The 26,345-nt window shown below is 66.7% G+C and carries 20 protein-coding genes; 7 read left to right on the forward strand and 13 right to left on the reverse strand.

What is annotated here, in order from left to right:
- Positions 1-12 precede the first annotated feature (12 nt).
- From ACW5IY_RS17585 to ACW5IY_RS17600, 4 genes are all read right to left on the reverse strand, one after another.
- Positions 13-2,736 (reverse strand): TcfC E-set like domain-containing protein, encoded by a 2,724-nt coding sequence (locus tag ACW5IY_RS17585; protein WP_049437133.1) that lies wholly within the window; start codon positions 2,734-2,736, stop codon positions 13-15.
- Positions 2,737-2,787: 51 nt separating this feature from the next.
- The gene (locus tag ACW5IY_RS17590) at positions 2,788-3,294 is read right to left on the reverse strand and encodes a CS1 type fimbrial major subunit (protein ID WP_049437134.1); all 507 of its coding nucleotides are present in this window, start codon (positions 3,292-3,294) and stop codon (positions 2,788-2,790) included.
- A 341-nt stretch (positions 3,295-3,635) separates the two neighbouring features.
- Positions 3,636-4,001 (reverse strand): NirD/YgiW/YdeI family stress tolerance protein, encoded by a 366-nt coding sequence (locus ACW5IY_RS17595; RefSeq protein ID WP_043400377.1) that lies wholly within the window; start codon positions 3,999-4,001, stop codon positions 3,636-3,638.
- Between the two features lie 109 nt (positions 4,002-4,110).
- Positions 4,111-4,878 (reverse strand): alpha/beta fold hydrolase, encoded by a 768-nt coding sequence (locus ACW5IY_RS17600; protein WP_049437136.1) that lies wholly within the window; start codon positions 4,876-4,878, stop codon positions 4,111-4,113.
- Between the two features lie 93 nt (positions 4,879-4,971).
- Here ACW5IY_RS17600 and ACW5IY_RS17605 point away from each other — a divergent pair, with 93 nt between their 5' ends.
- The gene (locus ACW5IY_RS17605; RefSeq protein ID WP_049437137.1) at positions 4,972-5,745 is read left to right on the forward strand and encodes an AraC family transcriptional regulator; all 774 of its coding nucleotides are present in this window, start codon (positions 4,972-4,974) and stop codon (positions 5,743-5,745) included.
- Between the two features lie 227 nt (positions 5,746-5,972).
- Here ACW5IY_RS17605 and ACW5IY_RS17610 read toward each other — a convergent pair whose 3' ends face one another.
- The 9 genes from ACW5IY_RS17610 to gmk all read right to left on the reverse strand — a co-directional run bounded on the left by ACW5IY_RS17610 (position 5,973) and on the right by gmk (position 16,588).
- Positions 5,973-7,043 (reverse strand): hypothetical protein, encoded by a 1,071-nt coding sequence (locus ACW5IY_RS17610; RefSeq protein ID WP_049437150.1) that lies wholly within the window; start codon positions 7,041-7,043, stop codon positions 5,973-5,975.
- 291 nt (positions 7,044-7,334) lie between these two features.
- A complete protein-coding gene (locus tag ACW5IY_RS17615) occupies positions 7,335-8,612 on the reverse strand; it encodes a citrate synthase (RefSeq protein ID WP_049437152.1) in 1,278 nt (425 codons plus the stop codon).
- 296 nt (positions 8,613-8,908) lie between these two features.
- Positions 8,909-9,151 (reverse strand): type B 50S ribosomal protein L31, encoded by a 243-nt coding sequence (locus ACW5IY_RS17620; RefSeq protein WP_010484049.1) that lies wholly within the window; start codon positions 9,149-9,151, stop codon positions 8,909-8,911.
- A gap of 88 nt (positions 9,152-9,239) precedes the next feature.
- Positions 9,240-10,178 carry a nucleoside hydrolase gene (locus ACW5IY_RS17625; RefSeq protein WP_010484048.1) on the reverse strand — a complete coding sequence of 313 codons (939 nt, stop codon included), beginning with the start codon at positions 10,176-10,178 and terminating at the stop codon, positions 9,240-9,242.
- 413 nt (positions 10,179-10,591) lie between these two features.
- Complete coding sequence (gene recG / locus ACW5IY_RS17630; protein WP_049437155.1) at positions 10,592-12,703, reverse strand: ATP-dependent DNA helicase RecG; 2,112 nt, start codon at positions 12,701-12,703, stop codon at positions 10,592-10,594.
- A gap of 7 nt (positions 12,704-12,710) precedes the next feature.
- Positions 12,711-13,097 (reverse strand): RidA family protein, encoded by a 387-nt coding sequence (locus tag ACW5IY_RS17635; RefSeq protein WP_005410875.1) that lies wholly within the window; start codon positions 13,095-13,097, stop codon positions 12,711-12,713.
- A gap of 147 nt (positions 13,098-13,244) precedes the next feature.
- Positions 13,245-15,407, reverse strand: a complete 2,163-nt coding sequence (locus ACW5IY_RS17640; RefSeq protein WP_010484045.1) for a RelA/SpoT family protein — start codon at positions 15,405-15,407, stop codon at positions 13,245-13,247.
- Positions 15,408-15,512: 105 nt separating this feature from the next.
- The gene (rpoZ, locus tag ACW5IY_RS17645; RefSeq protein WP_005410877.1) at positions 15,513-15,812 is read right to left on the reverse strand and encodes a DNA-directed RNA polymerase subunit omega; all 300 of its coding nucleotides are present in this window, start codon (positions 15,810-15,812) and stop codon (positions 15,513-15,515) included.
- Between the two features lie 110 nt (positions 15,813-15,922).
- Positions 15,923-16,588 (reverse strand): guanylate kinase, encoded by a 666-nt coding sequence (gene gmk, locus ACW5IY_RS17650; protein WP_049437157.1) that lies wholly within the window; start codon positions 16,586-16,588, stop codon positions 15,923-15,925.
- 290 nt (positions 16,589-16,878) lie between these two features.
- On the opposite strand from gmk, the gene fdnG reads away from it, so the two are divergent.
- The 6 genes from fdnG (at position 16,879) to selB (ending at position 26,328) form a co-directional block, all read left to right on the forward strand.
- Entirely contained in the window at positions 16,879-19,947 is a 3,069-nt protein-coding gene (gene fdnG / locus ACW5IY_RS17655; protein ID WP_152906277.1) for a formate dehydrogenase-N subunit alpha, read from the forward strand.
- A gap of 10 nt (positions 19,948-19,957) precedes the next feature.
- Positions 19,958-20,875 carry a formate dehydrogenase subunit beta gene (fdxH, locus tag ACW5IY_RS17660; protein ID WP_019338770.1) on the forward strand — a complete coding sequence of 306 codons (918 nt, stop codon included), beginning with the start codon at positions 19,958-19,960 and terminating at the stop codon, positions 20,873-20,875.
- Complete coding sequence (locus ACW5IY_RS17665; protein WP_049437160.1) at positions 20,872-21,519, forward strand: formate dehydrogenase subunit gamma; 648 nt, start codon at positions 20,872-20,874, stop codon at positions 21,517-21,519. Before fdxH ends, ACW5IY_RS17665 begins: the two co-directional genes overlap by 4 nt.
- Before the next feature lie 468 nt (positions 21,520-21,987).
- Positions 21,988-22,971: a formate dehydrogenase accessory protein FdhE gene (gene fdhE, locus ACW5IY_RS17670; RefSeq protein WP_010484040.1), complete on the forward strand. Its 984-nt coding sequence runs from the start codon at positions 21,988-21,990 to the stop codon at positions 22,969-22,971.
- A gap of 4 nt (positions 22,972-22,975) precedes the next feature.
- On the forward strand, positions 22,976-24,400 hold the full coding sequence (gene selA / locus ACW5IY_RS17675) for an L-seryl-tRNA(Sec) selenium transferase (protein ID WP_049437161.1): 1,425 nt from the start codon (positions 22,976-22,978) through the stop codon (positions 24,398-24,400).
- A complete protein-coding gene (gene selB, locus ACW5IY_RS17680; RefSeq protein WP_049437223.1) occupies positions 24,397-26,328 on the forward strand; it encodes a selenocysteine-specific translation elongation factor in 1,932 nt (643 codons plus the stop codon). Before selA ends, selB begins: the two co-directional genes overlap by 4 nt.
- Positions 26,329-26,345 lie beyond the last annotated feature (17 nt).

Consider the following 26,345-nt stretch of genomic DNA (forward strand, 5'->3'; position numbering starts at 1 on the left):
ACACCCGGCGGCTCACTGCGCACCTCCCGCGGCCGCGGTCTGCGGCGTGGCGGCAATCAATGCCTGCTCCTGCAGCAGTCGCGTCACCCGTGCCTGATGGCGGATGTCGGCGGGCAGCTGCGCCACGGCCAGGGGCTCGCACTGCACGGCGCCCACCAGCATCACCACGCTGCGGCGCTCGCGCACCTGCAGCGGGCAGTGCAGCAGCCGGTCGTCCTGCAGCAGGTACAGGGTCTTTTCGCGTCGTGGGAAGTCGGCCACGAAGCCTCCGTTGCTGCCGGTGCCGGGCACCGGCGCGTTGAGAATGCGGGCGCCGCGCAGCGGTGCACCGGCGATGTCGTGGGCGTTGCCGATGAAGGTGTAGGTCACTTCAATCGGCACCGGCATGCGCACCAGCCGCCCGGGCGAGAGAAACAGCGGGCGCGCACCGCCCACACCGCTCACACGCACGGCGGCGATGCTGTCCAGTGCGCTGGCGTCCTGCACTTCGGCGCGGTGCGATTGGTAGGCGGACACCGGCAGCAGGCGGCGTTCGCCCAGCTTCAGCCGCTGCCGGCGCAGTCCACCCACTTGCAGTTCGGCTGCAACGCCGGTCAGGTCCAGGTCGTCGGTGCCATCCACCTGCACCGCCAGCCCGGCATCGGCGCCCACGCCTGCGCCCCAGTACAGCCCACGCGAGCCGATGGCTAGGCCGGAACTGTGCGTAGCGCTGTACGCCACTTCATTGCCACCCTGGTGCTGGTAGCGCGATACCGTGGCACCGGTCTGGCCGATGCGGTTCTGCAGCTGCCCGCTGAGCGTGGCGCTGTAGCGTTCGTTGTTGTTGCCGCGCAGTTCGCCCGACACTTCGCGGTACTGGTCTTCGTATTCCTGGCGCAGGGTCTGGCCGGCGCTGTAGTTGACGTCCGGCCGTGCATGCTGCGGCTGGCGCACATCCAGGCCGTAGCGACGCTGCGAACTGCCGCGGTCACCGCGCTGCAGGCGGTTGAGGCTGAAGTTGAAATAGATGCCGCGATCGCATCCATCGCGCAGGCCGCCGCCACTGGTCTGCTGCCACACGCCGATGCGGCTGGAGACACTGAACTCGCCCCAGCGCTGGCTGCGGCTGTAGCTGGCCTGCCAGGTGCGGCTGAGCTGCGGCACGCGCGTGGGATGTGGAATCCACGGCGGCAACAGCGGGTCCAGCCCAGCCAGCGGATCATCCCCCAGCCCTGGTTGCACGGTGCCTGCGCGCCAGGTCTGGCGGCGAGTGTAGGCCACGTAGGCATTGCCGCCCGCCACCGGCAGCGCCATCGAGGCGCTGAGCGAGTCGGCACAGCCGAGCCGGTCGCGCGCGTCGTCCTCGAACTGGCAGGCGCGGCCGCGCATGCGCTGGTGGTACACATTCCACGAGGCGCGGCGACGGTAGGACAGCTGGTGCTGCTGGCCACGGCTGCCGTCGCTGCCGTGCATGCCGCTGAAGGTGCCGCGGATCTCCTGGGTGGCGAACACATGGCGCAGGTCCAGCCGCAGTTCGCCATAGCTGAAGCCACCGAGGTCGGCGACACCGGCCGTCACTGCCACGTTGCGCGATACCGGCACGCGCAGGCCGGCCATCGCTGCCAGCTCGTCGTTGAAACGGTCGCTGCGGCGCTCGTTACGGCGGCCACCCTGCATGAACCACTGCACGCTGCTGTCGGTCCAGTCGCCGCCCTTGTCGAATGGCGCGTCCTCGCTGCGCACCAGTACGCCGTCTTCGTAGATGCGCAGGGTGACGGTGTAGTTGCCCAGCGGGAACCGGCGCGTATCGAGCTGGTTGATGCCGGCCTGCAGGTAGAAGGTCTGCAGCAGGCGCTCGCCATCGAACGCGTCCACGCGTGCGTCGCGTGCCAGCAGCACGGTAAGCGGCGTGGCCTGCACGGCGGCGGCGGCATCCACGTAGGCCTGCGTGGTGCCGAGGCGCAGGCCCTGGAAGCGATCCATCGGCAGCATGCTGAAACTGAAGGTGCCGCCCTGCGGACTGCTCAGGTTGCGGCGGTCCATGCGCCCGGCCTGCAGGTAGTGCTGCTGCCCCAGGTCATGGCGGTAATAGGCGTTGTCCAGCTGGAAGTCGCGGTTGGCGCGGCCGCCGCGATAGTGCTGCTGGCTGAAGGTCCAATCGGCAGACAGGTGCCCGCGCTGCAACACGCCCAGTGCGCCCATGCCCTGCGCGGCCAGCGACTGGTAGCCGCGGCCGCCGCTGACGTTGAGCGTGTGCTGGTGCAGGAAGGCGTTTTCGGCAGTGGCGCTGACCTGGTGGTAGCGCTCGGCGGCCGGTTCGCCGGGAATCCATTGGCGGGCGACGAACAGGCGCACGGCGCCCTCGCCTTCGTCATACAGCGCGCGCACGGCGGTGGGCTCCTCGGGGGGATCGATGTAACCGCAACCGGCGCTGGCGCCGCCGTAACGGCAGGCCAGATGGCTGTTGCGCGGCAGCGGCTGCGACAGCGCTGGCAACAACGCGGCCTGTGCCTCGGCGGGCAGCTGCAATGCCTGCAGCGCCTCGACCGGGGCTTCCAGCTGCACGTGTTCCAGAGTCACGCGCACCGACACCAGCCCAGTCGAGCGACCGAACAGGCGCACCTCAAGTTGTTCGGTCTGGCCTTCGACCAGATCCTCGAAACCGGCGGGAACGCCGCGCGCTGCGACCAAGGGCGTGGCCAACGACAGGGCGAGCGCGACCGCCAGCCGGGTGACGGCGGGTGCGGGAGATTTCATGGGGGTGTTACCGGAAGCGGCCGGCCCGTTACGCGGGCCGGCGCGGGCGCCTTACGGGCTGGTGGTCTTCTGCTGCATGGCGATGGTGACGATGCCTTCGTAGGTACCGCCCTTGGTGATCGGCGCCTGGTTGGTCTGCGCGATGCGCAGCGGCATCGGGATCGATGCGCCCTCCAGTGCGCCGTCGAACAGGTCGGACGCGGCGAAGTCCTGTGCGGCCACGGTCAGCGCCTTACCGTTGAGGCTGACAGTCAGCGGTACCGGGGCGCCGCTGCCATCGGTATTGAGCAGCTGCGGAGCGCTGCCGACCCGCACTTCGATGTCCTTGTCTTCATCATTGGAGTAGATGCGCACCTGCTGGGTCCACGGCACCAGGCCGGTGACCGGGTTGTGGACCATGTTGACGACCGAATCCAGTGCGGTGCCATCGGCCTTCAGCAGAGCCAGGGTCGGGTCGACGTTGGCCCAGACCTTGATGTCGGCGTCGAAGGCGTTGGCGGACAGCGAAACGGTGGCCAGCGCTGCAGCGAGCGTGGCCTTCTTCAGAATGGCGTGCATGTGTGTCTCTCTCGGACAGGGGGGAATATGAAAGCCCCCCTCCCCAAGGAGAAAGGGAGGGAGGCGCCGCCCGTGGAGGTGGTCACGGGCGACGAGAGAATGGTAGGTAGGCCTACCGCACGCAGGCCATGCAACAATTCCTAAATAACTGAACGTTAAGAAGAATTCTTGAGGGCTTTCAATGTTTGAGGATTATGCAAATTTCCTCACGACTTGAATGCAAGAAACCTCATTGCGTTGCATTTGTAGCGTCGAGTGATACTCGACTATCGCTTGAGGCGCACCGTGTGCGCATGAGCCGAGCACCGCTCGACGCTACGTGTAGAAATCGCGAACGACCTTCAACGCACGGGCACTACGGTGACGTGCTCCACGTCGATGTCGGTCGGCTTGAAGCGGTGCGTATCCACCTCACCGTGCAGCTCCACCACGGTGGTCGCGCTGACGGCCTGGTGGCTGGGCAGATCCTTGTCGTCGATTTCCACATCGATCTCGCCGGTGGCGTCCTTGAAGCGGTAGCGCTCATGGCCGATCCTGGCCACCAGCGTGCCCCGCAGCACCACCGGCTGGTCGTCACGCTGGGCGCGCGCCTCGGCAACCGTGGTGACGGCATGGGTGGCGCCCGGGCCGGTGTACTGGGCAAAGGCCCCAGCGCTGAGCAGGCTTAACGTAGTGGCGATGAGCGCAAGGGTGAGTCGTCGGTTCATGGTGGTCTCCATGCAGGGATAAGTGCCCTCAGCTTCTATCGCCTCGACTGTGACGCCCATGCAATAAATCCGAAAAGATCTGAAAACGACATCCCGTGTCAGAAGCCATTCATTCCGGACCCGACGCGTCTTTCAGGAACGATTCCATGGCCGCCACCAGGGCCAGCGGCGTCTCGTTCATCGGGTAATGCCCGGCATCGGCCAGGACCTCCATCGTGGCCTGCCGGTAGCGGCGCAGATGGGTGCGCTCCATCAGTGCACGGTTGAAGGTGGGATCGTGACCACCTACCAGTACCTTCAACCGATGATTGCCGACGATCTCATTGCTGAAATCGGTATCCGCCCACGCAGGAAGATAGGCAGCAAATGCTGCAGGTGAAGCGTGTGCCGCCGAGTACGCGGCCTTCCAGTCGAGCCATTGCGCCGGCAGCCGTCCGCCGGTACTGCGATCGATGATGGTCCGACGGATGCCGACGTCCCCGGCTGCCGCTTCAAGCAGGCGTCGCGTCGCAGCGTCGTAGGCAATGCCGCCGCAGGGCACCGGCGCAATGGCCACCATGCCGCGCACACGTTCCGGCGCAAGCACCGCCACGCGTTCAATGGCCATGCCGCCCATCGAATGACCTGCCAGGCTGAAGTGTTCAAGGCCGAGGGACGTCATCAGGTCCAATGCGTCGGATGCAATCTCGTCGATGGTGTAGGCCCCTTGCGCATCGCGCATGCCGCCGTAGCCGCGGCAGTCCATGAAGAAGTAGCTGAAGTCGTCGCGTGACAACCATGGCTCGATCGGCTCGAACGCGTGCGCGTCGCCGAACCAGCCATGCAGCACCAGGACAGCGTGAGGGCCGTGCCCCACGCGATGGAAAGTGTTGGCCATGGAGTTCCATTGCAGCTGAGAGGAGTGCTGATGCTAGGCAGCGCGGATCCGGCCCACTGTCGATGACGGGTCAATGACTATAGAATCCGGGCCATGCGCAATTCGCTGCTTGATCCGTACGAAGACCTGCCACGCGATGTCGTGGTCACCTCGAACGACTACGCAGCCGAGTTCACGTTTCCCCGCCATGCCCATCGACGCGGGCAGTTCGCGTTCGCTGCGCGCGGCACCATCAGCGTGACGACGCCACAGGGACGCTGGCTGGTGCCACCGCAGCGTGCCTGCTGGGTGCCTGCAGGCCTGGCGCATGAGATGACGATGCGCGGTCCGGTGACGATGCTCAATGCCTTTCTCTCTGTCGGGACGGCGATGGCGGTGGCGCTGCCAATGCAGTGCCGCGTGTATGCGGTATCGCCGTTGTTGCGACAGTTGCTGGAGGCCGCCGTGGATCTGCCTGCGCTGTACGACGAGGACGGGCGGGCAGGCAAACTGATGCAGCTGCTGGCAGCGGAGATCGCGTCGATGCCGGCACTTTCCCTGCACGCACCCCTGCCTTCGGATCCACGCCTTGCACGTGTCTGCCGTGCCCTGTTCGATACTCCCTCGCTGGCGGCCCGCCTCAATGACGTTGCGGCCGACGCAGGCATGAGCCGGCGTACGTTCACCCGCTTGTTCCGCGCCGATACCGGGGTGAGTTTTGCCGAGTGGCGGCAGCAGGTGTGCCTGCTGGCGGCCATCGAGCGGCTGGGACAGGGGCAGGCGGTGACCCGTGTGGCATTGGACCTTGGCTATGCAAGCCCGAGTGCGTTTTCCGCGGCCTTCCGGCGTGCGCTGGGGTGTTCGCCGAGCCAGTACGCGGAGTCATAGTTCAGCTGCCGCGTCTTGCTTTTGTAGCGTCGAGCAGGACTCGACGCTGCAGACACATGCACACGCACAGCGGGATGGCATCAGGCCGCCTTACGGCGGCCTGACGGATCCCACTCAACGATGCAATCTCAGAAGAAGATTGCGTACAGGATCAGCAGCGGAATCGGCACGCCCAACAGCCAGAGCAGAATCATTTTCATGGCAGGTCTCCTTGCATGGAATGCGGGTTACAGGTCGCGGCGGCGGCCGCCCCAGGTGGCGCTGAGGCTGGCGAAGAACGCGCCGATCAGCAGGGTGATGAACAGCCACAGCGCGGCATACGCTGCGGCCTTGCGGGCATCGTCGGCCGCCTGCTTGGCGGTGGTCTTCGCCTTCTCCAGTGCGGCACGCATGCGGGTCTGCACGTCGGTCACACGGGCCTGCGCTTCGGCCTGGCTCATGCCGGTTTCGCGCGCGATGAGCTGCGACAGGTACTGGGTGTCGGCCGGGTCCAGGCCCTCGCCCTGCAGGCTGTTGACGATGATGCGGTTCACTTCGGCACGGACTTCGCGGCGGTCGCCCACCGGGCCGTTGCCCGGCATCGGGCGTGGCGACGGACCCATGCGCGCGTCGCGCGGGCCGACACTAGCGGCCGGCGGCGGCGGCGAGGGAGCATTCGGATCCATCGGCGCACCCGGCGGCGGCGCTGTCGGATCAGACGGCCCTGCGCTGGTCGCGCTGCGGAACAGCGAATCGACCCAGTAGTTGAGGTCGCCTTCCGGAGCCGCGCCGGCAGCGCTACCGGCACCTGCGGCGGCAACGCCGGCCGTGGATGCAGCGGCGCCCACAGTGGCGCCGGCCACCTTCGCGCCCGTGCCGAGCACGCCGCCGATGGCCGAGGTCAGCAGGCCCGCAGTCAGCAGCGTGGCCACGGCCCACGACACGAAGCCGTGCGCGGTATCGCGGAAATAGGTTTCATCGCCATGGATCTGCGTCCATTTGGTGCGCAGGCGGCCAGCCAGGTAGCCGCCCAGGCCGGAAGCGGCCAGTGCGGTGAAGGTGAGCCAGGCGATGCTGGACCAGCCGAAGGTTTCCTTGCTGACGCCTTCGAACGACCAAGGCGACACCGAGGAGAGGCCAAGGCCGACACCGAGGATGAGCAGGATGAGGGAGAGTGCGGCGGCAGCGGCGGCACCGGCAAAAATCGCGCCCCAGGAAACGGCGCTTTCGCTGGGAGGGGCGACGATGGGGGCGGTGACGACAGTGGCGACGTCGGGACCAAGCGGGCCGCGCTCGGGTGGGTCGAATCGGGTACTCATCGGGATGGACGCTCCATTTCAGGTGCTGCGGATGCAGCTGGCGCCCTGAGGCTGCGCGAGCGGTCGTGAAGCTGGCGAGACCCTTGAATCACGCGGTCTTGGCGCGGTGAAGCGCGTGCCAACCAAGGTTGGCACCTACCGAAGGCGGATGCGGTGGCAGATCCACGCCATGCGTAGATGATTTTTCGCGGGCGCCGAAATCGTGCGGACCAACGGTCCGCACCTACCAGGTCCGCGCAAAAAAAACGCCCCGCGGATGCGGGGCGTTCTCAGCACAACCTACGCGGGCGATCAGCCCTGGTAGTCGCGCACGTCGCTGCCGGTGTAGACCTGGCGCGGACGGCCGATCTTCATTTCCGGGTCAACCTGCTGTTCCAGCCAATGCGACACCCAGCCGGAGGTACGGCCCAGGGCGAACATGACGGTGAACATCTCGGTCGGGATCTGCAGCGCCTTGTAGATGATGCCGCTGTAGAAATCGACGTTCGGGTACAGCTTGCGGGCGACGAAGTACTCGTCCTGCAGCGCGGCCTGTTCCAGCTTCACGGCCACGTCCAGCAGCGGATCCTGCACGCCCAGCTGCTTGAGCACCTTGCTGGTCATCTCGCCGATGACCTTGGCGCGCGGGTCGAAGTTCTTGTAGACGCGGTGGCCGAAGCCCATCAGGCGGAAGCCGGAGGTCTTGTCCTTGGCCTTGACCACGGCGGACTCGACGTTGTCGGCAGTGCCGATCTCTTCCAGCATCTTCAGCACGGCTTCGTTGGCACCGCCGTGGGCCGGACCCCACAGCGCGGTGACGCCAGCGGCGACCGACGCGTACGGGTTGGCACCGGTCGAACCGACCAGGCGCACGGTCGAGGTCGAGGCGTTCTGCTCGTGGTCGGCGTGCAGGATGAACAGCAGGTCCAGCGCCTTGACCACGTCCGGGTTCAGATCGTACTGGCCGTCAGCCGACTCGAAGGTCTGCTTCAGGAAGCGGCTGACATAGTCCAGCGAGGTGTCCGGCTTGTTGGCCGGCAGGCCCTTGCCGTGGCGGTAGATCAGCGCCGACAGGGTCGGCACCTTGGCGATCAGGCGCACGGCGGCCTGGCGGCGCTGTTCGGCGTCGGACAGGTCCAGCGAGGCGTGATAGATGCCCGACAGCTGCGCGATGGCGGCGGTCAGGATCGCCATCGGATGGGCATCCTTGGCGAAGCTGCCGATCAGGGTGTTGATCGACTCGTCGACGTTGGCTTCGGCAGCCAGCTCATCGGTGAAGGCCTTCAGCTGCTCGGCGCTCGGGCGCTCGCCGTTGATCAGCAGGTAGGCCACTTCGACGTAGCTCGACTTTTCCGACAGCTGTTCGATCGGGTAGCCGCGGTACAGCAGCACGCCCTTGTCGCCATCGATGTAGGTGATGGCGGACTTGCAGCTGGCCGTCGCGGTGAAGCCGGAATCGTAGGTGAAATACCCCGTTTCCTTGGTCAGCTTCGCGATGTCGACGCAGTCGTTGCCAAGGGTGGGTTTGATGACGGGCAGAACGACCGACTTATCGCCGGCGTTGAGCGTGACCTGATCAAGATCGGACACTGTGTGCGCTCCTTCATGGGAAGGCGCCTGCCCAAGCGCATTGGTCAGGCACGTGAATGACGTCCTCGGCCTGTGCCGGGGATCAGGTCATTATCGCACAGCAGCATTTGCCCGGCGCTAGACAGAAGTCGTATACGACAGGCGACCAGACGCCGGCCGTTGAGCGGCCCGGATCGGCAAAAGTGTTGTCACACGAACGCAGTGTTCCGTCCATCCAAACGCCCGTTGGGTTGGCGTTGGGGAAAAACAAACGGCCGCGCAGAGCGCGGCCGTCGGTTCGAAGCTGGATCGACAGATCAGCGCGCGTAGCGCTTCTGGAACTTGTCGATACGGCCCGAGGTGTCGATGACCTTGTGCTTGCCCGTGTAGAACGGGTGCGAAGCCGAGGAAATTTCAACCTTCACCAGCGGGTAGTCGTTGCCGTCTTCCCACTTGATGGTTTCCTTCGTCGCCATGGTCGAGCGGGTCAGGATCTTGAAATCGGAGGTGACGTCATGGAAGACGACGTCGCGGTAGTTCGGATGGATATCGGCCTTCATGGGCTCACACCGTAAATGGGCTGGTGGTCAAGAGCGGCATTATAAGCACCGGTTGCCGCTCGGGGCAACCGGTGCGGGTCAATCGGCTTCAGTCCGCGCCCAGGGCCTGGCGCACCAGGGCCTCGAAACGCTGCTGGTCGTAGGCCATCAGCAGATCGCAGTTGTCCGGCTGGCCGGTCTGGCGGTTCCAGTCGACGATGGTGGCGCCGCGGCTGAACGTGCCGTTCAGCTCCACGTTCAGCGGGCGCGACTCGACCCGCAGCTGCCCTTCCGGGTTCAGCGCCCAGGCCATGGCCACCGCATCGGCGGTGTACCAGCGGCCGCCCTTGCTGTCTTCGGACAGGCCACGGGTCTTGCGCGAGATCAGCTCGTAGAAGCGGGCGCGATCGGAATCGGCCTGCAGCCACTTCTCGGCGTCCTGCAGCGGCAGGCCATGGGCGACGGTAGCCTCCCAGTCCGACACCAGCAGGTGCTTGAACGAGGTGAACACCACGTGCGCCGCTTCCGGGTCGAAGGCAATGTTGAATTCGGCCGCCGGGGTGATGTTGCCGTGGCAGGTGACCGCGCCGCCCATCACCACGATGCGCTTGATGCGCTGTGGCAGGGTCGGGTCCAGCTTCAGCGCCAGGGCCAGGTTGGTCAGCGGGCCGAGCATCACCAGCATCAGTTCGCCGGCGTGCTCGTGCGACAGGCGCAGGATGGCCAGTGCGGCGTGCTCGGCTTCGGCCTGGCGGCTCGGCGGCGGCAGGTCCACGTCGCCGTAGCCGTCACGGCCATGCACGTGGGCAGCGTCAACGGAGGGATGCAGCAGCGGATCCGGGCTGCCGGCAAACACCGGCACGTCGGCGCGGCCGACGATGTCGCAGAGCTTGAGGGCGTTGCGAACGGTGTACTCGAGGCCGACATTGCCGGCGGCGATGGTCAGGGCGACCACGTCGTGCCGTTCATCGGCGAAGGCCATCAGCAGGGCCAGGGCGTCGTCCACACCGGGGTCGGTGTCGATCAACAGCGGGATCTTGTGGGTCATCGTTGCCGTCTTCAGATCGGCAACGAAGTGTGGACCGGGTTGATGACCGTTGCAAGTACGGGGTGTTGGGGTTCGGCAGGGCTGCGCCCTGCACCCGCCGAGGCAACATCAACAGCAACGGCAAAAGCTGGTTTCCTGGGGTTGGCGGGGTGGATCCGGTTGCGGGGGACGCCGTAGACCCGTCCATGGGGGCTTGGCCGCGGCATCCATGCCGCGGACACCCCCGCCACCGGACCCACCCCGCCTTCGACAGATAGCTACCGCTGCTGGTAGGTGTCGACCTTGGTCGACACATCCACGCAATGCGTGGATGAACATGGAAATGATCGAAAGCGATGTCTGTAGAGTCGAGCCATGCTCGACTCCCGCGCGCAGCGCGAACGGCAGCCGAGCATGGCTCGGCTCTACAGGGATCAGGCCGAGGCGTAACGCACGGCGGTGCCGATCCAGCGTTGCACCACACGATCGGCCAACGCGGGTTGCTGGGCCAGCAGGCGCTCGGCCAGGTCGTGCACGCCGGGCAGCAGGCCGGCATCGCGGGCCAGGTCGGCGATGCGAAAACCGGCCAGGCCGGTCTGGCGCGTGCCTAGCAGTTCGCCGGGGCCGCGCAGTTCCAGATCCTTTTCGGCAATGACGAAACCATCGTTGGTTTCGCGCATGGTCTGCAGGCGCTCACGCGCCATCTGCGAGAGCGGTGCCTGGTACAGCAGCACGCAGCGCGATACCGCCGAACCACGACCGACGCGGCCGCGCAGCTGGTGCAGCTGGGCCAGGCCGAGGCGCTCGGCGTTCTCGATCACCATCAGCGAGGCGTTCGGCACATCCACGCCCACTTCAATCACCGTGGTCGCCACCAGCAGATCGATGTCGCCGGCCTTGAACGCGACCATCGTCGCCAGCTTCTCGGCGGCTTTCAGGCGGCCATGCACCAGCCCCACGCGTACGCCGGGCAACAGCGCCTGCAGCGATTCGTAGGTGGCCTGCGCGGGCGTGGCATCCAGCTCTTCGCTTTCCTCGATGAGCGTGCACACCCAGTACACCTGCCGCCCTTCCTGGCAGGCCAGGGCGATGCGCTCGATCAGTTCCGGGCGACGGTCATTGTTGAGGGCGACGGTCTGCACCGGCGTGCGGCCCGGCGGCAGTTCGTCGATGGCCGAGACATCCAGGTCTGCGTACTCGGACATCGCCAGCGTGCGCGGAATGGGCGTTGCGGTCATCACCAGCTGATGCGGCACGCTGTTGCCGCCTGCGCCCTTGTCGCGCAGCGCCAACCGCTGGTGCACGCCGAAGCGGTGCTGCTCGTCGACGATGGCCAGTGCCAGATCCTGGAACACCACCGCCTCCTGCATCAGTGCGTGGGTGCCGACCACCACCTGCGCTTCGCCGCTGGCGACCTGCTCCATCACCTTGGCGCGCGCCTTGCCGGTGACCTTGCCGGCCAGCCAGGCGATGCGCACGCCGAGCGGTTCCAGCCAGCCGCGCAGGTTGTTGAGGTGTTGCTCGGCCAGCAGTTCGGTGGGGGCGGCCAATGCGACCTGCTTGCCCTGCTCCACCGCCAGCATCGCCGCCAGCGCGGCGACCACGGTCTTGCCGGAGCCGACATCGCCCTGCACCAGCCGCAACATCGGGCTGGGGCGCGCGAGGTCCTCGCGGATCTGCTTGAACACGCGCGCCTGTGCGCCGGTCAGCGCGAACGGCAGCTGCTTGAGCAGCGCCTTGGCCAGCTTGCCGGGGCCGGCCAGCGGCGGCGCATGATGCGCCTGCAGCGCGATACGCTGGCGACGCAGGCTGAGGTGGTGGGCCAGCAGCTCTTCCATCGCCAGGCGGCGCTGGGCCGGATGAGTGCCGGCGGCCAGCGCGGCCAGGTCGGCATCGGGCGGCGGCCGGTGCACGGTCAGCAGCGCGCTGCGCAGCGACGGCAGGCCGAGGCCATCGAGCCAGCCGCTGGGCAGCAGTTCCAGCGTGCTTTCCTCGGGCAGGCGGTCCAGCGCCTGGCCGATCAGCTTGCGCATCGTCATCGGGCCCACGCCTTCGACGGTGGGATACACCGGGTCGAGGCGGTCGCCGAGTTCGGGATCGTCGTTGCGGCCCAGCACCTGGTAGCTGGGATGGACGATTTCCAGGCCGAGGTGGCCCGGCTTGGGCGTGCCGAAGCAGCGCAGCCGGTTGCCGACCGCGAACTGGCCGACCTGCTGCTGGCGGAAATGGAAGAAGCGCAGCACCAGGGTGCCCTGCCCTTCGTCCTCCACCGCTACTTTCAGCATCGGCCGGTAGCGCATGCCGCGCTCGACCGCGACCACCCGCCCTTCCACCTGCGCCGGCACGCCGTTGCGCAGGTCTTCGATGCGGGTCAGCCGGGTGCGGTCTTCATAACGCAGCGGCAGATGAAGCCAGAGATCCTGCAGGGTGGCCAGGCCACGCGCCTGCAGTTTGGCGGCCACGGCCGGACCGACGCCCGCGAGCATCGCCAGGGATGCTTCGCCGGACGGTGACAGGACCGGGGTGACCGCCGCCTTGCGTGCCACGTGGCGGTCAGTCGATGACCATCACCGCGTCGACCTCGAAGTTGGCGCCCTTCGGCAGGCCGGAGACTTCGATGGTGGAACGGGCCGGGTACGGGGCCTGGAAGTAGTCCTGCATGACCGCGTTGACCTTGGCGAACTCGCCCAGGTCGGTCAGGTACAGGCCCAGGCGCACGACCTTGTCCAGCGAGCCGCCAGCGGCTTCGGCCACGGCCTTGAGGTTGTCAAAGGCGCGACGGGCCTGCGCTTCGACGTCGCCGGCGCCGACGATGTCGCCGGTGGCCGGGTCAAGCGGGATCTGGCCGGAGAAATACACGGTATTGCCGGCGCGCACGGCCTGCGAGTACGGGCCGATGGCGGCGGGGGCCTTTTCGGTGTTGATGATCTGGCGGGACATGGGTCGCTCCGGTGCTTGGGGGAAAACAGAGCGGTGATTGTACCGGGTGGGCGCGGCATCGGCTGGGGTCGGATCCGTTTCCCGCCGGGAAACGGATCCGACCCCGTACGTCGTGTGCGCAGAACATCATCCACGCATGGCGTGGACCTACTGGCGGCGTACCGACTGCACGACCGACAGGCGGCGCAGGCGGCGCATCACTTCGGCCAGGTGGTTGCGGTCGCGTACCTGGATGTTGAACGCCAGCACGGCGGCGTTGAAGTCGCGGTCCAGGTAATCCACGCGCTCGATGTTGGAGTGGCTCTGCGCGATGGCGGCGGCCAGCTGCGCCAGCACGCCGGTGCCGTTCTCCACTTCCACCACCAGCGAGGTGTCGTAGTCGCCGGAAACGGTGGTGTCCCAGCCGATCGGCACCCAGCGCTCCGGCGACTTGCGCAGCTCGGCCAGGTTCGGGCAGTCCATGCGGTGCACCACGATGCCCTTGCCGGCGGTGTGGTAACCCATGATCTCGTCGCCGGGAATCGGCTGGCAGCAGCCGGCGAAGGTGACCACGCCGCGCTCGCTGCCGTTGATCAGGATCTTTTCCTGCGAGTGGTGGCGCGAATGCGGGCCGCCACGCAGTTCGGCGTAGGCCATCAGCGCCTGCGCGGCCTGGGTCGGCATCCAGTTGCCCAGTGCGACCTCGGCCAGCAGCGCCTCCAGGCGTGGGAAACGATGCTCGGCCAGGAACGCATCCAGGCGCCCCTTCGGCAGCCGTTCCAGCGACGAATCCATCGCTTCCAGCGCGCGGTCGAGCATGCGGTGGCCCAGCTGCACGGCGTCCTCGTGCTCCAGCTGCTTGAGCTGGTGGCGGATGGCGGTGCGTGCCTTGCTGGTGACCACGAATTCCAGCCACTGCGGTTTCGGCGTGGCCGAGCGTGCGGTGATGATCTCCACCGACTGCCCCGACACCAGCTTGGTACGCAGCGGCACCAGTTTCTTGTCCACGCGCGAGGCCACGGCCATGTTGCCGACGTCGGTATGCACGGCGTAGGCGAAATCGAGCGCGGTGGAGTTGCGCGGCAGCGCCAGGATCTTGCCCTTCGGGGTGAACAGGTAGACCTCGTCCGGGAACAGGTCGACCTTGACGTTGTCGAGGAACTCCAGCGAGGAACCAGCAGCACGCTGCGAATCGATCAGTTCGACGATCCAGGCGTGCGCACGGCTCTGCGCGCTGTTGGGTGAATCGCCGCCGAACTTGTAGGTCCAGTGCGCGGCCACGCCGCGTTCGGCGATCAGGTCCATTTCCTCGGTACGGATCTGCACTTCGATCGGCGAGCCATACGGCCCGAACAGCACCGTGTGCAGCGACTGGTAACCGTTGGCCTTGGGAATGGCGATGAAGTCGCGGAAGCGGCCATCCAGCGGCTTGAAGGTGGCGTGCACCGAACCCAGCGCGTGGTAGCAGCTGGGTACGCTGCGCACGACCAGACGGAAGCCGAACACGTCCATCACCTGGTCAAAGGATTTGTTCTCGTCGCGCATCTTGTTGTAGATGCTCCACGGCGTCTTGATGCGACTGACCAGGCGGTGCTCGATGCCCTCCTTCGCCAGCCGCTGCGACAGCTGTACTTCCACCTGCGCCAGCGCTTCGCGGCGTACCACCGGCTGGCTGCGGATGTGCTTTTCCAGGATCGCGTGGCGCCACGGATACAGCGCCTTGAAGCCGAGGTTCTGCAGCTCGCTCTTGACCAGGCTCATGCCCAGGCGCTGGGCGATGGGCGCGTAGATCTCCAGCGTCTCGCGGGCGATGCGGCCGCGCGCTTCGCGGCTCTGCGCGCCCAGCGTGCGCATGTTGTGCAGGCGGTCAGCCAGCTTGATCATGATCACGCGCAGGTCGCGCGACATCGCCAGCAGCATCTTGCGGAAGCTCTCGGCGGCCGCTTCCTGGCGGTCGCGGAACTTCAGCTTGTCCAGCTTGGTCACGCCGTCGACCAGTTCGGCCACGGCTTCGCCGAACTCGGCGGCCAGCGCCTCACGGGTCAGCGGGGTGTCTTCGATGGTGTCGTGCAGGATCGCGGCGATCAGCGCTTCCACGTCCAGGCCGAGCTCGGCCAGCACCTGGGCCACGGCCACCGGATGGGTGATATAGGGCTCGCCCGACTTGCGCGTCTGCCCAGCGTGCGCGGCGGCTCCGACTTCCCAGGCACGGCGCAGCAGGGGCAGCTGTTCCGGCGGCAGGTAATGGGCGGCGCGTTCAAGCTGGAGGACGTAGTCGGGTACGGCGGCAGCGGGGGCTGCGGCGACCTTGGCAGTGGGGCCTGGGTTCATGCCCGAAGCCTATTCCAGCGCGACGTTTACGGCAAATCCTGAATGCGAAACAGCCCGCACTGGGCGGGCTGTTCGGCGATCCAGCAATGACGTTGATCGATGCGATCAATCGTCGTTCTTGGACATGTCTTCGTCGGCGACCACTTCGGCGGCGGCCCACTCCAGCGCTTCGCGCTCGGCGCGCTCACGCTCGGCCTTCTCGACTTCGTCGATCAGCGCGTTGTCGATCTTGCGGGCGGCGATTTCGCGCAGCGCCAGCACGGTCGGCTTGTCCTCGGTCTCGCTGTTGTCCAGCGTGGCCTGCACGCCGTTGGCGAGCTGGCGGGCACGCTTGGAAGCCATCATGACCAGTTCGAAACGGTTGTTAACGACTTCCAGGCAATCTTCTACGGTGATGCGGGCCATACGGGCTCCCGGCGACCGGTCGGCCGCTCAGTCGAATGAGGGAAAGGGGACGGAGTGTACTGGCAGGGGCTGGACAAAATCAAGCCAACCCTCACCCGATTCTTTTGGAATCAGTCAGTTGCGCCCGAATCAGGGGTCAACAGGGCCTGGATCAGGCCGGCGTGGCGGACCTTCTGGGCCTCCCGGCGCAGGCGGCTGGCGGTGAAGATGGCGCACAGCTCGTCCACGGCGGTGTCGAACACCTCGTTGACGATGACGTAATCGAACTCGTTGAAGTGCAGCATCTCGTCACGGGCCGCGCCCAGGCGCTGGGCGATGACCGCCTCGCTGTCCTGGCCGCGCTTGCGCATGCGGTCCTGCAGGGCCTGCTTGGACGGCGGCAGGATGAACACGGTGACCGTGCCCGGCACCAGCTGGCGCACCTGCTGGGCGCCCTGCCAGTCGATTTCCAGCAGCACGTCCTGGCCGGCGGCCAGCTGCGGCTCCACCGACTGGCGGGCGGTGCCCTTCCAGTCGCCGTGCACCCAGGCATGCTCGAAGAAGTCGCCGGCGGCGATCATTTCCTCGAACTTCTCCGCAGAGACGAAATGGTAGTGCTGGCCGTTCACTTCACCGGGGCGCATCGCGCGCGAGGTGAAGGAGATCGACAGGGCGATCTGCGGGTCACGCGCCAGGGTGGCATTGACGATGCTGCTCTTGCCGGCACCGGACGGGGCGGCAACGATGTACAGCGTGCCGCGCGCAACGGCGTCCGACGGCTTCGACGGAGCGCTCATGCGGGGGATCCAACGGGTTGATTTCGCAAAATTTTTCCTCGGTGTTCCAGATCCGGCGCGGAGGATCGCGCCAGGACGGCGGGGGCTGCGCGGAACATCCTGGAACCAGGCCCGGCAGACGCTTCCCCGGGGTGCGGGCACGCAACTTTACCAGAGCGGCCCCGCTGCGCGCCCGCCCGGCAGGCGCCGGGCCTTGTGCCACATGGGCGTGCGGGGGCCTGTGCTATAACCGGGCCGTACCCAACGACAGCCCGGAGGCCTGCGCCTCCCCGCCATCCCAGGAGAACGGCATGCCATCGATGAGCCGCCGCCAGTTCCTGAAAGTGACCGGGACAACCCTGGTCGGCTCCAGTCTGGCACTGATGGGCTTCGCGCCCGGCATCGCGCTCGCGGAGGTCAGGCAGTACAAGCTGACCCGCGCGACCGAGACCCGCAACACCTGTACCTACTGTTCGGTGGCCTGCGGCATCCTGATGTACAGCCTCGGCGATGGCGCCAAGAATGCCGAGCCGAGCATCTTCCATATCGAAGGCGACCCGGACCATCCGGTCAACCGCGGCACGCTGTGCCCGAAGGGTGCCGGCCTGGCCGACATCATCCACAGCAAGTCGCGCCTGCTCTACCCCGAGTACCGCGCGCCGGGCTCGAACGAGTGGAAGCGGCTGAGCTGGGACGATGCGCTGGACCGCATCGCGCGGCTGATGAAGGACGACCGCGATGCCAACTTCGTGCAGAAGAACGAAGCCGGGCAGACGGTCAACCGCTGGCTGACCACCGGCATGCTGGCAGCCTCGGCCACCAGCAATGAAACCGCGGTGCTGACCCACAAGGTCGTGCGCTCCCTTGGCATGTTGGCATTCGACAACCAGGCACGTGTCTGACACGGCCCGACGGTGGCAGGTCTTGCCCCGACGCTAGGCCGTGGTGCGATGACGAATCACTGGGTCGACATCAAGAATGCCGACCTGATCCTGATCATGGGTGGCAATGCCGCCGAGGCGCACCCGTGCGGGTTCAAATGGGTGACCGAGGCCAAGGCACACAACAAGGCCCGGCTGATCGTGGTCGATCCGCGCTTCAACCGCTCGGCTGCGGTGGCCGACGTGTACGCGCCGATCCGCACCGGTACCGACATCGTGTTCCTGGGCGGCCTGATCAACTACCTGTTGACCGAGGACCGCATCCAGCACGAGTACGTGCTGAACTACACCGACATGTCGTTCCTGGTGAAGGACGAGTTCGCCTTCAAGGACGGCCTGTATTCGGGCTACAACGAAGAGAAGCGCAGCTACGACCGTTCCAGTTGGGACTACGCCTACGGTGACGATGGCTTCGTGCGCAGCGACCCGACGCTGCAGGACCCGCGCTGCGTCTACACCCTGCTCAAGCAGCACTACGCGCGCTACACCGTGGAGATGGTCGAGCGCATCTGCGGTACGCCGGCCGACAGCATCCGTCAGATCTGGGACATGATCGCGTCCACCGCCGGCAAGGACAAGGCGATGACCATCCTGTACGCGCTGGGGTGGACGCAGCACTCGATCGGCGCGCAGAACGTGCGTGCCGGCACCATGGTGCAGCTGCTGCTGGGCAACATCGGCGTGGCTGGTGGTGGCATGAACGCCTTGCGCGGGCATTCCAACATCCAGGGCCTGACCGACATCGGCCTGATGTCCGACCTGCTGCCCGGCTACCTCACGCTGCCGAAACAGGACGAGCAGGACTACGACGCCTACATCGCAAAGCGCACGCAGAAACCGCTGCGCGCCAACCAGATGTCGTTCTGGCAGAACTACCCGAAGTTCCACGTCAGTCTGATGAAATCGTGGTGGGGCGACGCCGCCACCGCCGACAACAACTGGTGTTTCGATTACCTTCCCAAGCTCGACAAGCCGTACGACATGCTGCAGGCGTACGAGCTGATGAACGAAGGCAAGATCCACGGCTACATCTGCCAGGGTTTCAACCCGCTGGCCTCGGCGCCGAACAAGGGCAAGCTGATCAGTGCGTTCTCCAAGCTGAAGTTCATGGTCAGCATGGACCCGCTGGAAACCGAGACCATTGCGTTCTGGCAGAACCACGGCGCGTTGAACGATGTCGATCCCAGCGCCATTCAGACCGAGGTGTTCCGCCTGCCGACCACGTCCTTCGCCGAGGAGAACGGCGCGGTGGTGAACTCCTCGCGCTGGCTGCAGTGGCACTGGAAGGGTGCCAATCCGCCGGGCGAAGCGCGCAGCGACATCGAGATCATGTCCGAGCTGTTCCACCGCATCAAAGCGATGTACCAGAAGGACGGCGGTGCGTGGTGGGACCCGGTGCGCGACCTGGCCTGGAAGTACTCCAACCCCGAGGCACCAACGCCGGAAGAACTGGCGATGGAATACAACGGCAAGGCGCTGGTGGATGTGTTCGATCCGAAGGACCCGACCAAACTGGTGCGCAAGGCCGGCGAGCAGCTGGCCGCGTTCAGCGACCTGCGCGACGACGGCAGTACGTCCTCCGGCTGCTGGATCTACATCGGTGCCTGGGGCCCGACCGGCAACATGATGGCACGGCGTGACAACAGCGACCCGACCGGCATCGGCAATACGCTGGGCTGGGCCTGGGCGTGGCCAGCCAACCGGCGCGTCATGTACAACCGCGCTTCGTGCGACGTGGCCGGGCAGCCGTTCGATCCGCGGCGCACCCTGCTGGCCTGGAACGGGAAGAACTGGGGCAGCGTGGACGTGCCGGACTTCAAGGCCGACGAAGACCCAGCCGGCGGCATGGGCCCGTTCATCATGAACCCCGAAGGCATCGCCCGCTTCTTCGCCAAGGCCGGCATGGCCGAAGGCCCGTTCCCGGAGCACTACGAGCCCTTCGATACTCCGCTGCGCAGCAACCCGCTCAGCCCGGGCCAGGCGCAGACGCTCAACAACCCGGCCGCGCGCGTGTTCGCCAGCGACCGTGCCCAGATCGGTTCGCCGGACGAGTTCCCGCACGTGGCCACGACCTACCGCCTGACCGAGCATTTCCACTTCTGGACCAAGCACGGCAAGCTCAACGCCATCATCCAGCCCGAACAGTTCGTCGAAATCGGTGCTGCACTGGCCGACGAGCTGGGCATCAACAACGGCAGCCGCGTGCGCGTGAGTTCCAAGCGCGGCCATATCGAAGCCGTTGCGATGGTGACCAAGCGCATCAAGGCCCTGCAGATCGATGGAAAGACCGTGCACCAGGTGGGCATTCCGATCCACTGGGGTTTCCTCGGTGCGGCCAAACCCGGCTACATCGCCAATACGCTGACCAACGCCATCGGTGACGGCAACTCGCAGACGCCCGAATCGAAGTGCATCCTGGTCAAGGTCGAGAAGGTGTAGGAGACACGCCATGTCACTGCAATCGCTGGACATCATCCGCCGCTCGGCCACCACCACGCCCTCGCCGGAAGCGCGCGGTGCGCACACCGGCCAGGTCGCCAAGCTGATCGACGTGAGCAAATGCATCGGCTGCAAGGCCTGCCAGGTCGCGTGCATGGAGTGGAACGACCTGCGCGACGAAGTGGGCAGCTGCGTTGGCAGCTATGACAATCCGCCGGACCTCAGCGACCAGTCGTGGACGGTGATGAAGTTCCGCGAGTACGAGGACGAGAAGGGCAAGCTGGAGTGGCTGATCCGCAAGGAAGGCTGCATGCACTGCAGCGACCCGGGCTGCCTGAAGGCCTGCCCATCGCCCGGCGCGATCATCCAGTACGCCAACGGCATCGTCGACTTCCAGGAAGAGAACTGCATCGGCTGCGGCTACTGCGTGACCGGCTGCCCGTTCGACGTGCCGCGCATTTCCAAGAAGGACCACAAGGCCTACAAGTGCACGCTGTGCTCGGACCGGGTGGCGGTAGGCCAGGAGCCGGCCTGCGTGAAGACCTGCCCAACCGGTGCGATCACCTTCGGCAGCAAGCAGGCGATGACCGAGCATGCGGCCGGCCGTGTGGAAGACCTGAAATCGCGCGGCTACGAGAACGCCGGCCTGTACGACCCACAGGGCGTGGGTGGCACCCACGTGATGTACGTGCTGCAGCATGTGGACAAACCCGAGCTGTACGCCGATCTGCCCAAGGACCCACGCATCAGCCCGATGGTGGAGGTCTGGAAGGGCGTGGCCAAGCCGCTGGGCGTGCTGGCGATCGCCGCCACCGCCTTCGCCGGCTTCCTGCATTACATCGGCATCGGCCGCAACACGGTCAATGACGAGGAAGAAGAGGAAGCCGAACACGAGGCGAAGCAGATCGAAGAGGAGCAGCGGCCATGAAGTACGCACCGCACCCGCGACAGATCATCCGCTACCGCGCGCCGACCCGCATCAACCACTGGGTCGTGGCGATCTGCTTCGTGCTGACCGCGCTGTCCGGGTTGGCGTTGTTCCACCCTGCTCTGTTCCCTTTGACCCAGCTGTTCGGTGGTGGACCGTGGACGCGCATCCTGCACCCGTTCGTTGGCCTGGCCATGGTGGTGGGCTTTGCCTTGCTGGCCTTCCGCATGTGGCGCGATAACCTGCCGACCGCCGACGACCGCGCGTGGATGCGCGGCATGCGCGATGTACTGCGCAACGAGGATGAGAAGCTGCCGCCGGTGGGCCGTTTCAATGCCGGCCAGAAGCTGTTGTTCTGGGCCATCATCGGATGCCTGTCGGCGCTGCTGCTGACCGGCTTCGTGATCTGGCGGCAGTACTTCAGCCACTTCTTCCCGATCGGGGTGATCCGCTTCTCGGTACTTGCCCATGCGCTGTTCGGCTGGGTGCTGATCTGCGCCATCGTGGTGCACATCTATGCGGCGATCTGGATCAAGGGGTCGGTGCGGGCGATGACCCAGGGCAAGGTGACCTACGGGTGGGCGTACAAGCATCACCGGCAGTGGTTCCGGGACATCCTGCGCGGGCGCCGGGAAGAGGGGTAGCGGCAGGGCCTGCGGCCCTGCACCCGCCGGATCAACGTCAACGTCAAAGGCAGGTCTCCTGCGAGATGGCGGGTGGGTCCGGTTGCGGGGGACGCTGCAAGTACGTCCATGTAAGCTCGGTCGCCGCTTGCTCGTGTGCGCAGTCCTGCGCAAACGGCAAGACCAGGGTTGGGCGTCCTGCCCAACCCGCCCGAGGCATGCCTCGGGCCCATGCGGCTCACGCCCCCGCAACCGGCCCCACCCCGCCTTCGACAGTTTCCTGCGATCTGATGGTGGGTGCCGACCGTTGGTCGGCACTGATCGAATCCCGGCCAACGGTCGGGATCCACTTTCAACCAGCCGATGGGGTCAGATCCGTTTTCCTACGGAAAACGGATCTGACCCCAACCTTTCAAATGGCCGGCAACACGCTGGACGCCAGCGCTGACAACGGCGAGGATGGAGCCTGGTTCTTCTGGCTGGCCCTGCATGGCGCAACGCATCCTTGAACCCGGTGAGATCGAGACGCTGGCCTCGCGCGATGTTCCGCGCATCATCCTGCCCGATGTCGCGTCCCTGTTCGCCGAGCGCGCGACGCGCCTGCGCAGCCTGGCCGCGCACAGTGCCATCGGCGGCTACCTGCAGCTGTTGGCGGCGTTGGCCGATGCACAGCAGGCGCTGCTGGACGAGCTGACACCACAGCAACGCGAAGCGCTGCAATCGCAGGCACGTGCGCAGCAGTCGAGTGCGGCGGCCGGTGCCGGCATGCCGTTGCGGCCGGCCAACACGCTTCACCTGGATGGACGCTGGCGCGACTGGCTGCGCACGCTGTGCCAGCACTGTGCCGACGAGGCCGGGCTGCCGGCGGAAACCCGCCAGGAGTTGCAGCGCGTCGCCGCGGCCGACGATGCCTGGCTGGAGGCGCAGGCCCATGCCGTGCTGGAGCGTGATGATGCACCATCGGTGGACGCGGTCGCGGCGCTGCTGGTGATGAACGCACTGCAGGTCTACTGGGCGGTGCTGGCGGACAGCTTCCGCTCCACCGACCTGAAACCGCTGGCCGATGCACCCGGCCTGTGCCCGTTGTGCGGCTCGCTACCGGTGGTCAGCGTGGTGCAGGCACGCCCACCCTATGCGTCCTACCGTTACCTGTCGTGCTCGCTGTGCGCTTGCCAGTGGCACTACGTGCGCGTGCAGTGCAGTCAGTGTGGCACCGCCGGCAAGGACATCGCCTACCGCGCCCTGGCCGATGTGGATGGCGACAGCGGCGAGGCCGTGCGCGAGAGCGCAGTCCGTGCCGAGACCTGCGACCACTGCCACAGCTACCGCAAGATCCTGTATCTGGAAAAGGATCCCTCACTGGAACCGGTCGCCGATGACCTCGGCACGCTGGCGCTGGATCTGCTGCTGGGCGAAGAAGGTTATGCGCGCGCCAGCCAGAATCCGCTGCTGTGGCAATCCGACGGCGAGTGAGGCGATGACAGCCACGCCCCCCACCCCGGCATCGGTTTCCGCCCTGCCCTCGCTGGACCGGTTGCTGCGCCTGCCTGCCTTGGCAGCACCGATCGAGGGCCACGGCCGCAGCCGCATCACCCAGCTGCTGCGTTCGCACCTGCAGGTGCTGCGCGACCGTATCAGCGCCGGCCAGCTTTCGGCCGCGCAGCTGCAGGAAGCGATTGCCGGTCCGGCGCTGGTCGCGGAGATCGAGTCCGCACTGGCGGCCGATGCACGGCTGGATCTGCAGCCGATGTTCAATCTGACCGGCACCGTACTGCACACCAATCTCGGGCGCGCATTGCTGCCCGATGCCGCCGTGCACGCGGTCAGCCGCGCGATGACCGCGCCGGTGGATCTGGAGTTCGACGTCATCCGTGGTCGTCGCGGCGACCGCGATGCACGGGTGCAGGCATTGATCTGCGAACTGACCGGCGCTGAAGCCGCCACCGTGGTCAACAACAATGCGGCGGCGGTCCTGCTGCTGCTCAACAGCCTGGCCAACCGCCGCGACGTGGTGGTGTCGCGCGGCGAACTGGTGGAGATCGGTGGCGCCTTCCGCATTCCCGACGTGATGCGCAGCGCCGGTGCGCGGTTGCTGGAAGTGGGCACCACCAACCGTACCCATCCGGCTGACTTCGCCAACGCCATCGGCGCGCGCACCGCACTGCTGATGGAGGTGCACGCCAGCAACTACGCGATCACCGGCTTCACCGCCAAGGTCGACACCGCGGCGATGGCGACAATCGCGCACGAACATGGCCTGCCGCTGGTGGTGGACCTGGGCAGTGGCAGCCTGTGCGATCTGGCCACGTTCGGCCTGCCGCACGAGCCCACCGTGCAGGAAACGCTGGCAGCCGGCGCCGATCTGGTTTCGTTCAGTGGCGACAAGCTGCTGGGCGGGCCTCAGGCCGGCATCATCGCCGGCCGCGCCGACCTGATCGCACGGATCAACCGCAACCCGCTGAAGCGGGCACTGCGCATGGACAAGATGGGACTGGCCGCGCTGGAAGCGGTGCTGGCCCTGTATCGCGAACCGGAGCTGCTGGCACAGCGCCTGCCGACCCTGCGCACCCTGTCGCGCACGCAGGACGACATCGATGCACAGGCCCAGCGCCTGCTGCAACCGATGCGTGCCTCGCTGGCGGCGGACTACACCCTCGAGCCTGCGTCGATGCACAGCCAGATCGGCAGCGGCGCGCAGCCGCAGGCGCAGCTGGCCAGTGCCGGACTGCGCATTGCCAGCGCACGCCGTGGCGGACTGGATCGCCTGGCCAAGCGCCTGCGTCAGCTGCCGCGGCCGGTGCTGGGCCGCATCGCCGATGACGCGTTGTGGCTGGACCTGCGTTGCCTGGAACCCGCCGACGAAGCGGTCTTCCTGGCCCAATGGAGCATGCTGCAGGCATGATCGTCGGCACCGCCGGGCATATCGACCATGGCAAGACCAGCCTGGTGCGCGCACTGACCGGCATCGAAACCGATCGCCTGCAGGAAGAGCGTACGCGCGGCATATCGATCGAACTGGGCTACGCCTATGTCCCCGTGGAAAGCAGGGACGTCGAAGGCCCGGCCGCGATGCTGGGTTTCGTCGACGTGCCCGGCCATGAGCGCTTCGTGCACACGATGGTGGCCGGCGCCACGGGTATCGATGTCGCCCTGCTGGTGATCGCCGCCGACGACGGCGTGATGCCACAGACCCGCGAGCATCTGGCCATCCTGCAACTGCTGGGCGTGGACCGGGGTGCGGTGGCCCTGACCAAGATCGACCGTGTGGATGTAGCGCGCATCGCCCGGGTCGAGATCGAGATCGCTGCGCTGCTGGCCGGAACGCCGCTACAGGATTCCCCTGTATTCGCCTGCAACAGCACCTCAGCCGATGATGCCGGCATCAGTGCACTGCGTACCCAGCTGCACGCGTGGGCGGCGAACGACGCCAGCGCACGCCAGGCCGCACTGCGCAGCGAACTGTTCCGCATGCCGGTGGACCGCGTGTTCTCGCTGGCCGGCCACGGCACGCTGGTGACCGGCGCGGTACATGGCGGCATCGCCTTGGTGGGTGAGCATCTGCAGCTGATGCCGGCCGCCACTGAAGTACGCATACGCAGCATCCACGCGCAGAACCAGGCCAGCGACCACGCGATGGCCGGGCAGCGCTGCGCGTTGAACCTGGCAGCCATCGCCCGTGACGACATCCGCCGTGGCGACTGGATCGCCGACCCGCGCGCACTGCTGGCCACCACCCGCGTTGATGTGCGGCTGCGGCTGTCCGCGTTGGCCGCACCGTTGCGCGACTGGGCGCCGCTGCATATCCACTGGGGCACGATGCACCGGCAGGCCCATGTGGTGCTGCTGGAGGACCCGGACCAAGGCGATGGGCAGTTGGTGCAGCTGGTGTTCGATGCACCGGTCTGTGCGATGTGTGGCGATCGCTTCATCGCCCGCGATTCAGCGGCCTCCCACACGCTGGGCGGCGGCATCGTGCTCGATCCGGACCCGCCACAGCGGCGCCGGCGCAGCCCGGCACGGCTCGCGTGGCTGGGAGCCCTGGAGCAACTGGCCGCGGGTGCGGGAATCGGCCCACTGTTGCAGCAGGCGCCCTTCGGCATTGCCATGGCCGCGCTGCAACGCTACTGCCGGCGCGCGGCCGACCAGATCGAACTACCCGAGGACGCGCAACGCATCGCTACCCGCGAAGACACGGTGGTCATCCTTGCCTCGCACTGGCAGGCCTTGCGCGAGCAGGTGACCACGTCGTTGCGCGGCTGGCATGAGCGACGCCCCGACGAACCCGGTGTCGACAGCGGGCGCCTGCAGCGCAGCACCCTGCCCTCACTTGCAGTGAGCCTCTGGAATGCGCTGCTGCAGGACCTGCTGGACGACGGCAGCGTGCAACGCGTGGGCGCCTGGTGGCGCCTGCCCGGCCATGACCATGCGCCGCCGGAACGCGAACGCCTCCTGCTGGAACGTGTGCTGCCGCAGCTGCATGACGGCGGTTTCGATCCGCCATGGGTGCGCACCCTGGCCGCCGACTTCGGACTGGCCGAAGACGAGGTCCGCGCCGTCCTGCGCCGCGCCGCCGCACGTGGCGAACTGTTCCAGGTGGTGCCGGACCTGTTCTACGCACCGGCGCGCATCGCCGAGCTGGCCACGATCGTCGCGCAGCTGTCACAGGCCAGCGGCACGGTGGATGCGGCGGCCTTCCGCGATGCCATCGGCCTGGGCCGCAAACGCAGCATCCAGATCTTGGAGTTCTTCAATCGCGTTGGCTACACTCGACGCGTCGGTGACCAGCATCGGCCGCGTGGCGACCTGCAGTGGAACGCAGTCCGCGATTGAGCCCACCGCTACCGCCG

This window comes from Stenotrophomonas sp. C-A, from assembly GCF_054030835.1.

Bases quoted from the DNA above. Each gene is read 5' to 3' on its own strand.
- ACW5IY_RS17595 (WP_043400377.1), bottom strand. From the start codon at position 4,001: ATGAACCGACGACTCACCCTTGCGCTCATCGCCACTACGTTAAGCCTG.
- fdxH (WP_019338770.1), top strand. From the start codon at position 19,958: ATGTCACTGCAATCGCTGGACATCATCCGCCGCTCGGCCACCACCACG.
- ACW5IY_RS17585 (WP_049437133.1), bottom strand. From the start codon at position 2,736: ATGAAATCTCCCGCACCCGCCGTCACCCGGCTGGCGGTCGCGCTCGCC.
- ACW5IY_RS17640 (WP_010484045.1), bottom strand. From the start codon at position 15,407: ATGAACCCAGGCCCCACTGCCAAGGTCGCCGCAGCCCCCGCTGCCGCC.
- ACW5IY_RS17620 (WP_010484049.1), bottom strand. From the start codon at position 9,151: ATGAAGGCCGATATCCATCCGAACTACCGCGACGTCGTCTTCCATGAC.
- ACW5IY_RS17605 (WP_049437137.1), top strand. From the start codon at position 4,972: ATGCGCAATTCGCTGCTTGATCCGTACGAAGACCTGCCACGCGATGTC.
- ACW5IY_RS17610 (WP_049437150.1), bottom strand. From the start codon at position 7,043: ATGAGTACCCGATTCGACCCACCCGAGCGCGGCCCGCTTGGTCCCGAC.
- ACW5IY_RS17665 (WP_049437160.1), top strand. From the start codon at position 20,872: ATGAAGTACGCACCGCACCCGCGACAGATCATCCGCTACCGCGCGCCG.
- gmk (WP_049437157.1), bottom strand. From the start codon at position 16,588: ATGAGCGCTCCGTCGAAGCCGTCGGACGCCGTTGCGCGCGGCACGCTG.
- ACW5IY_RS17600 (WP_049437136.1), bottom strand. From the start codon at position 4,878: ATGGCCAACACTTTCCATCGCGTGGGGCACGGCCCTCACGCTGTCCTG.
- ACW5IY_RS17590 (WP_049437134.1), bottom strand. From the start codon at position 3,294: ATGCACGCCATTCTGAAGAAGGCCACGCTCGCTGCAGCGCTGGCCACC.
- ACW5IY_RS17625 (WP_010484048.1), bottom strand. From the start codon at position 10,178: ATGACCCACAAGATCCCGCTGTTGATCGACACCGACCCCGGTGTGGAC.
- selA (WP_049437161.1), top strand. From the start codon at position 22,976: ATGACAGCCACGCCCCCCACCCCGGCATCGGTTTCCGCCCTGCCCTCG.
- fdhE (WP_010484040.1), top strand. From the start codon at position 21,988: ATGGCGCAACGCATCCTTGAACCCGGTGAGATCGAGACGCTGGCCTCG.
- ACW5IY_RS17635 (WP_005410875.1), bottom strand. From the start codon at position 13,097: ATGTCCCGCCAGATCATCAACACCGAAAAGGCCCCCGCCGCCATCGGC.
- rpoZ (WP_005410877.1), bottom strand. From the start codon at position 15,812: ATGGCCCGCATCACCGTAGAAGATTGCCTGGAAGTCGTTAACAACCGT.
- selB (WP_049437223.1), top strand. From the start codon at position 24,397: ATGATCGTCGGCACCGCCGGGCATATCGACCATGGCAAGACCAGCCTG.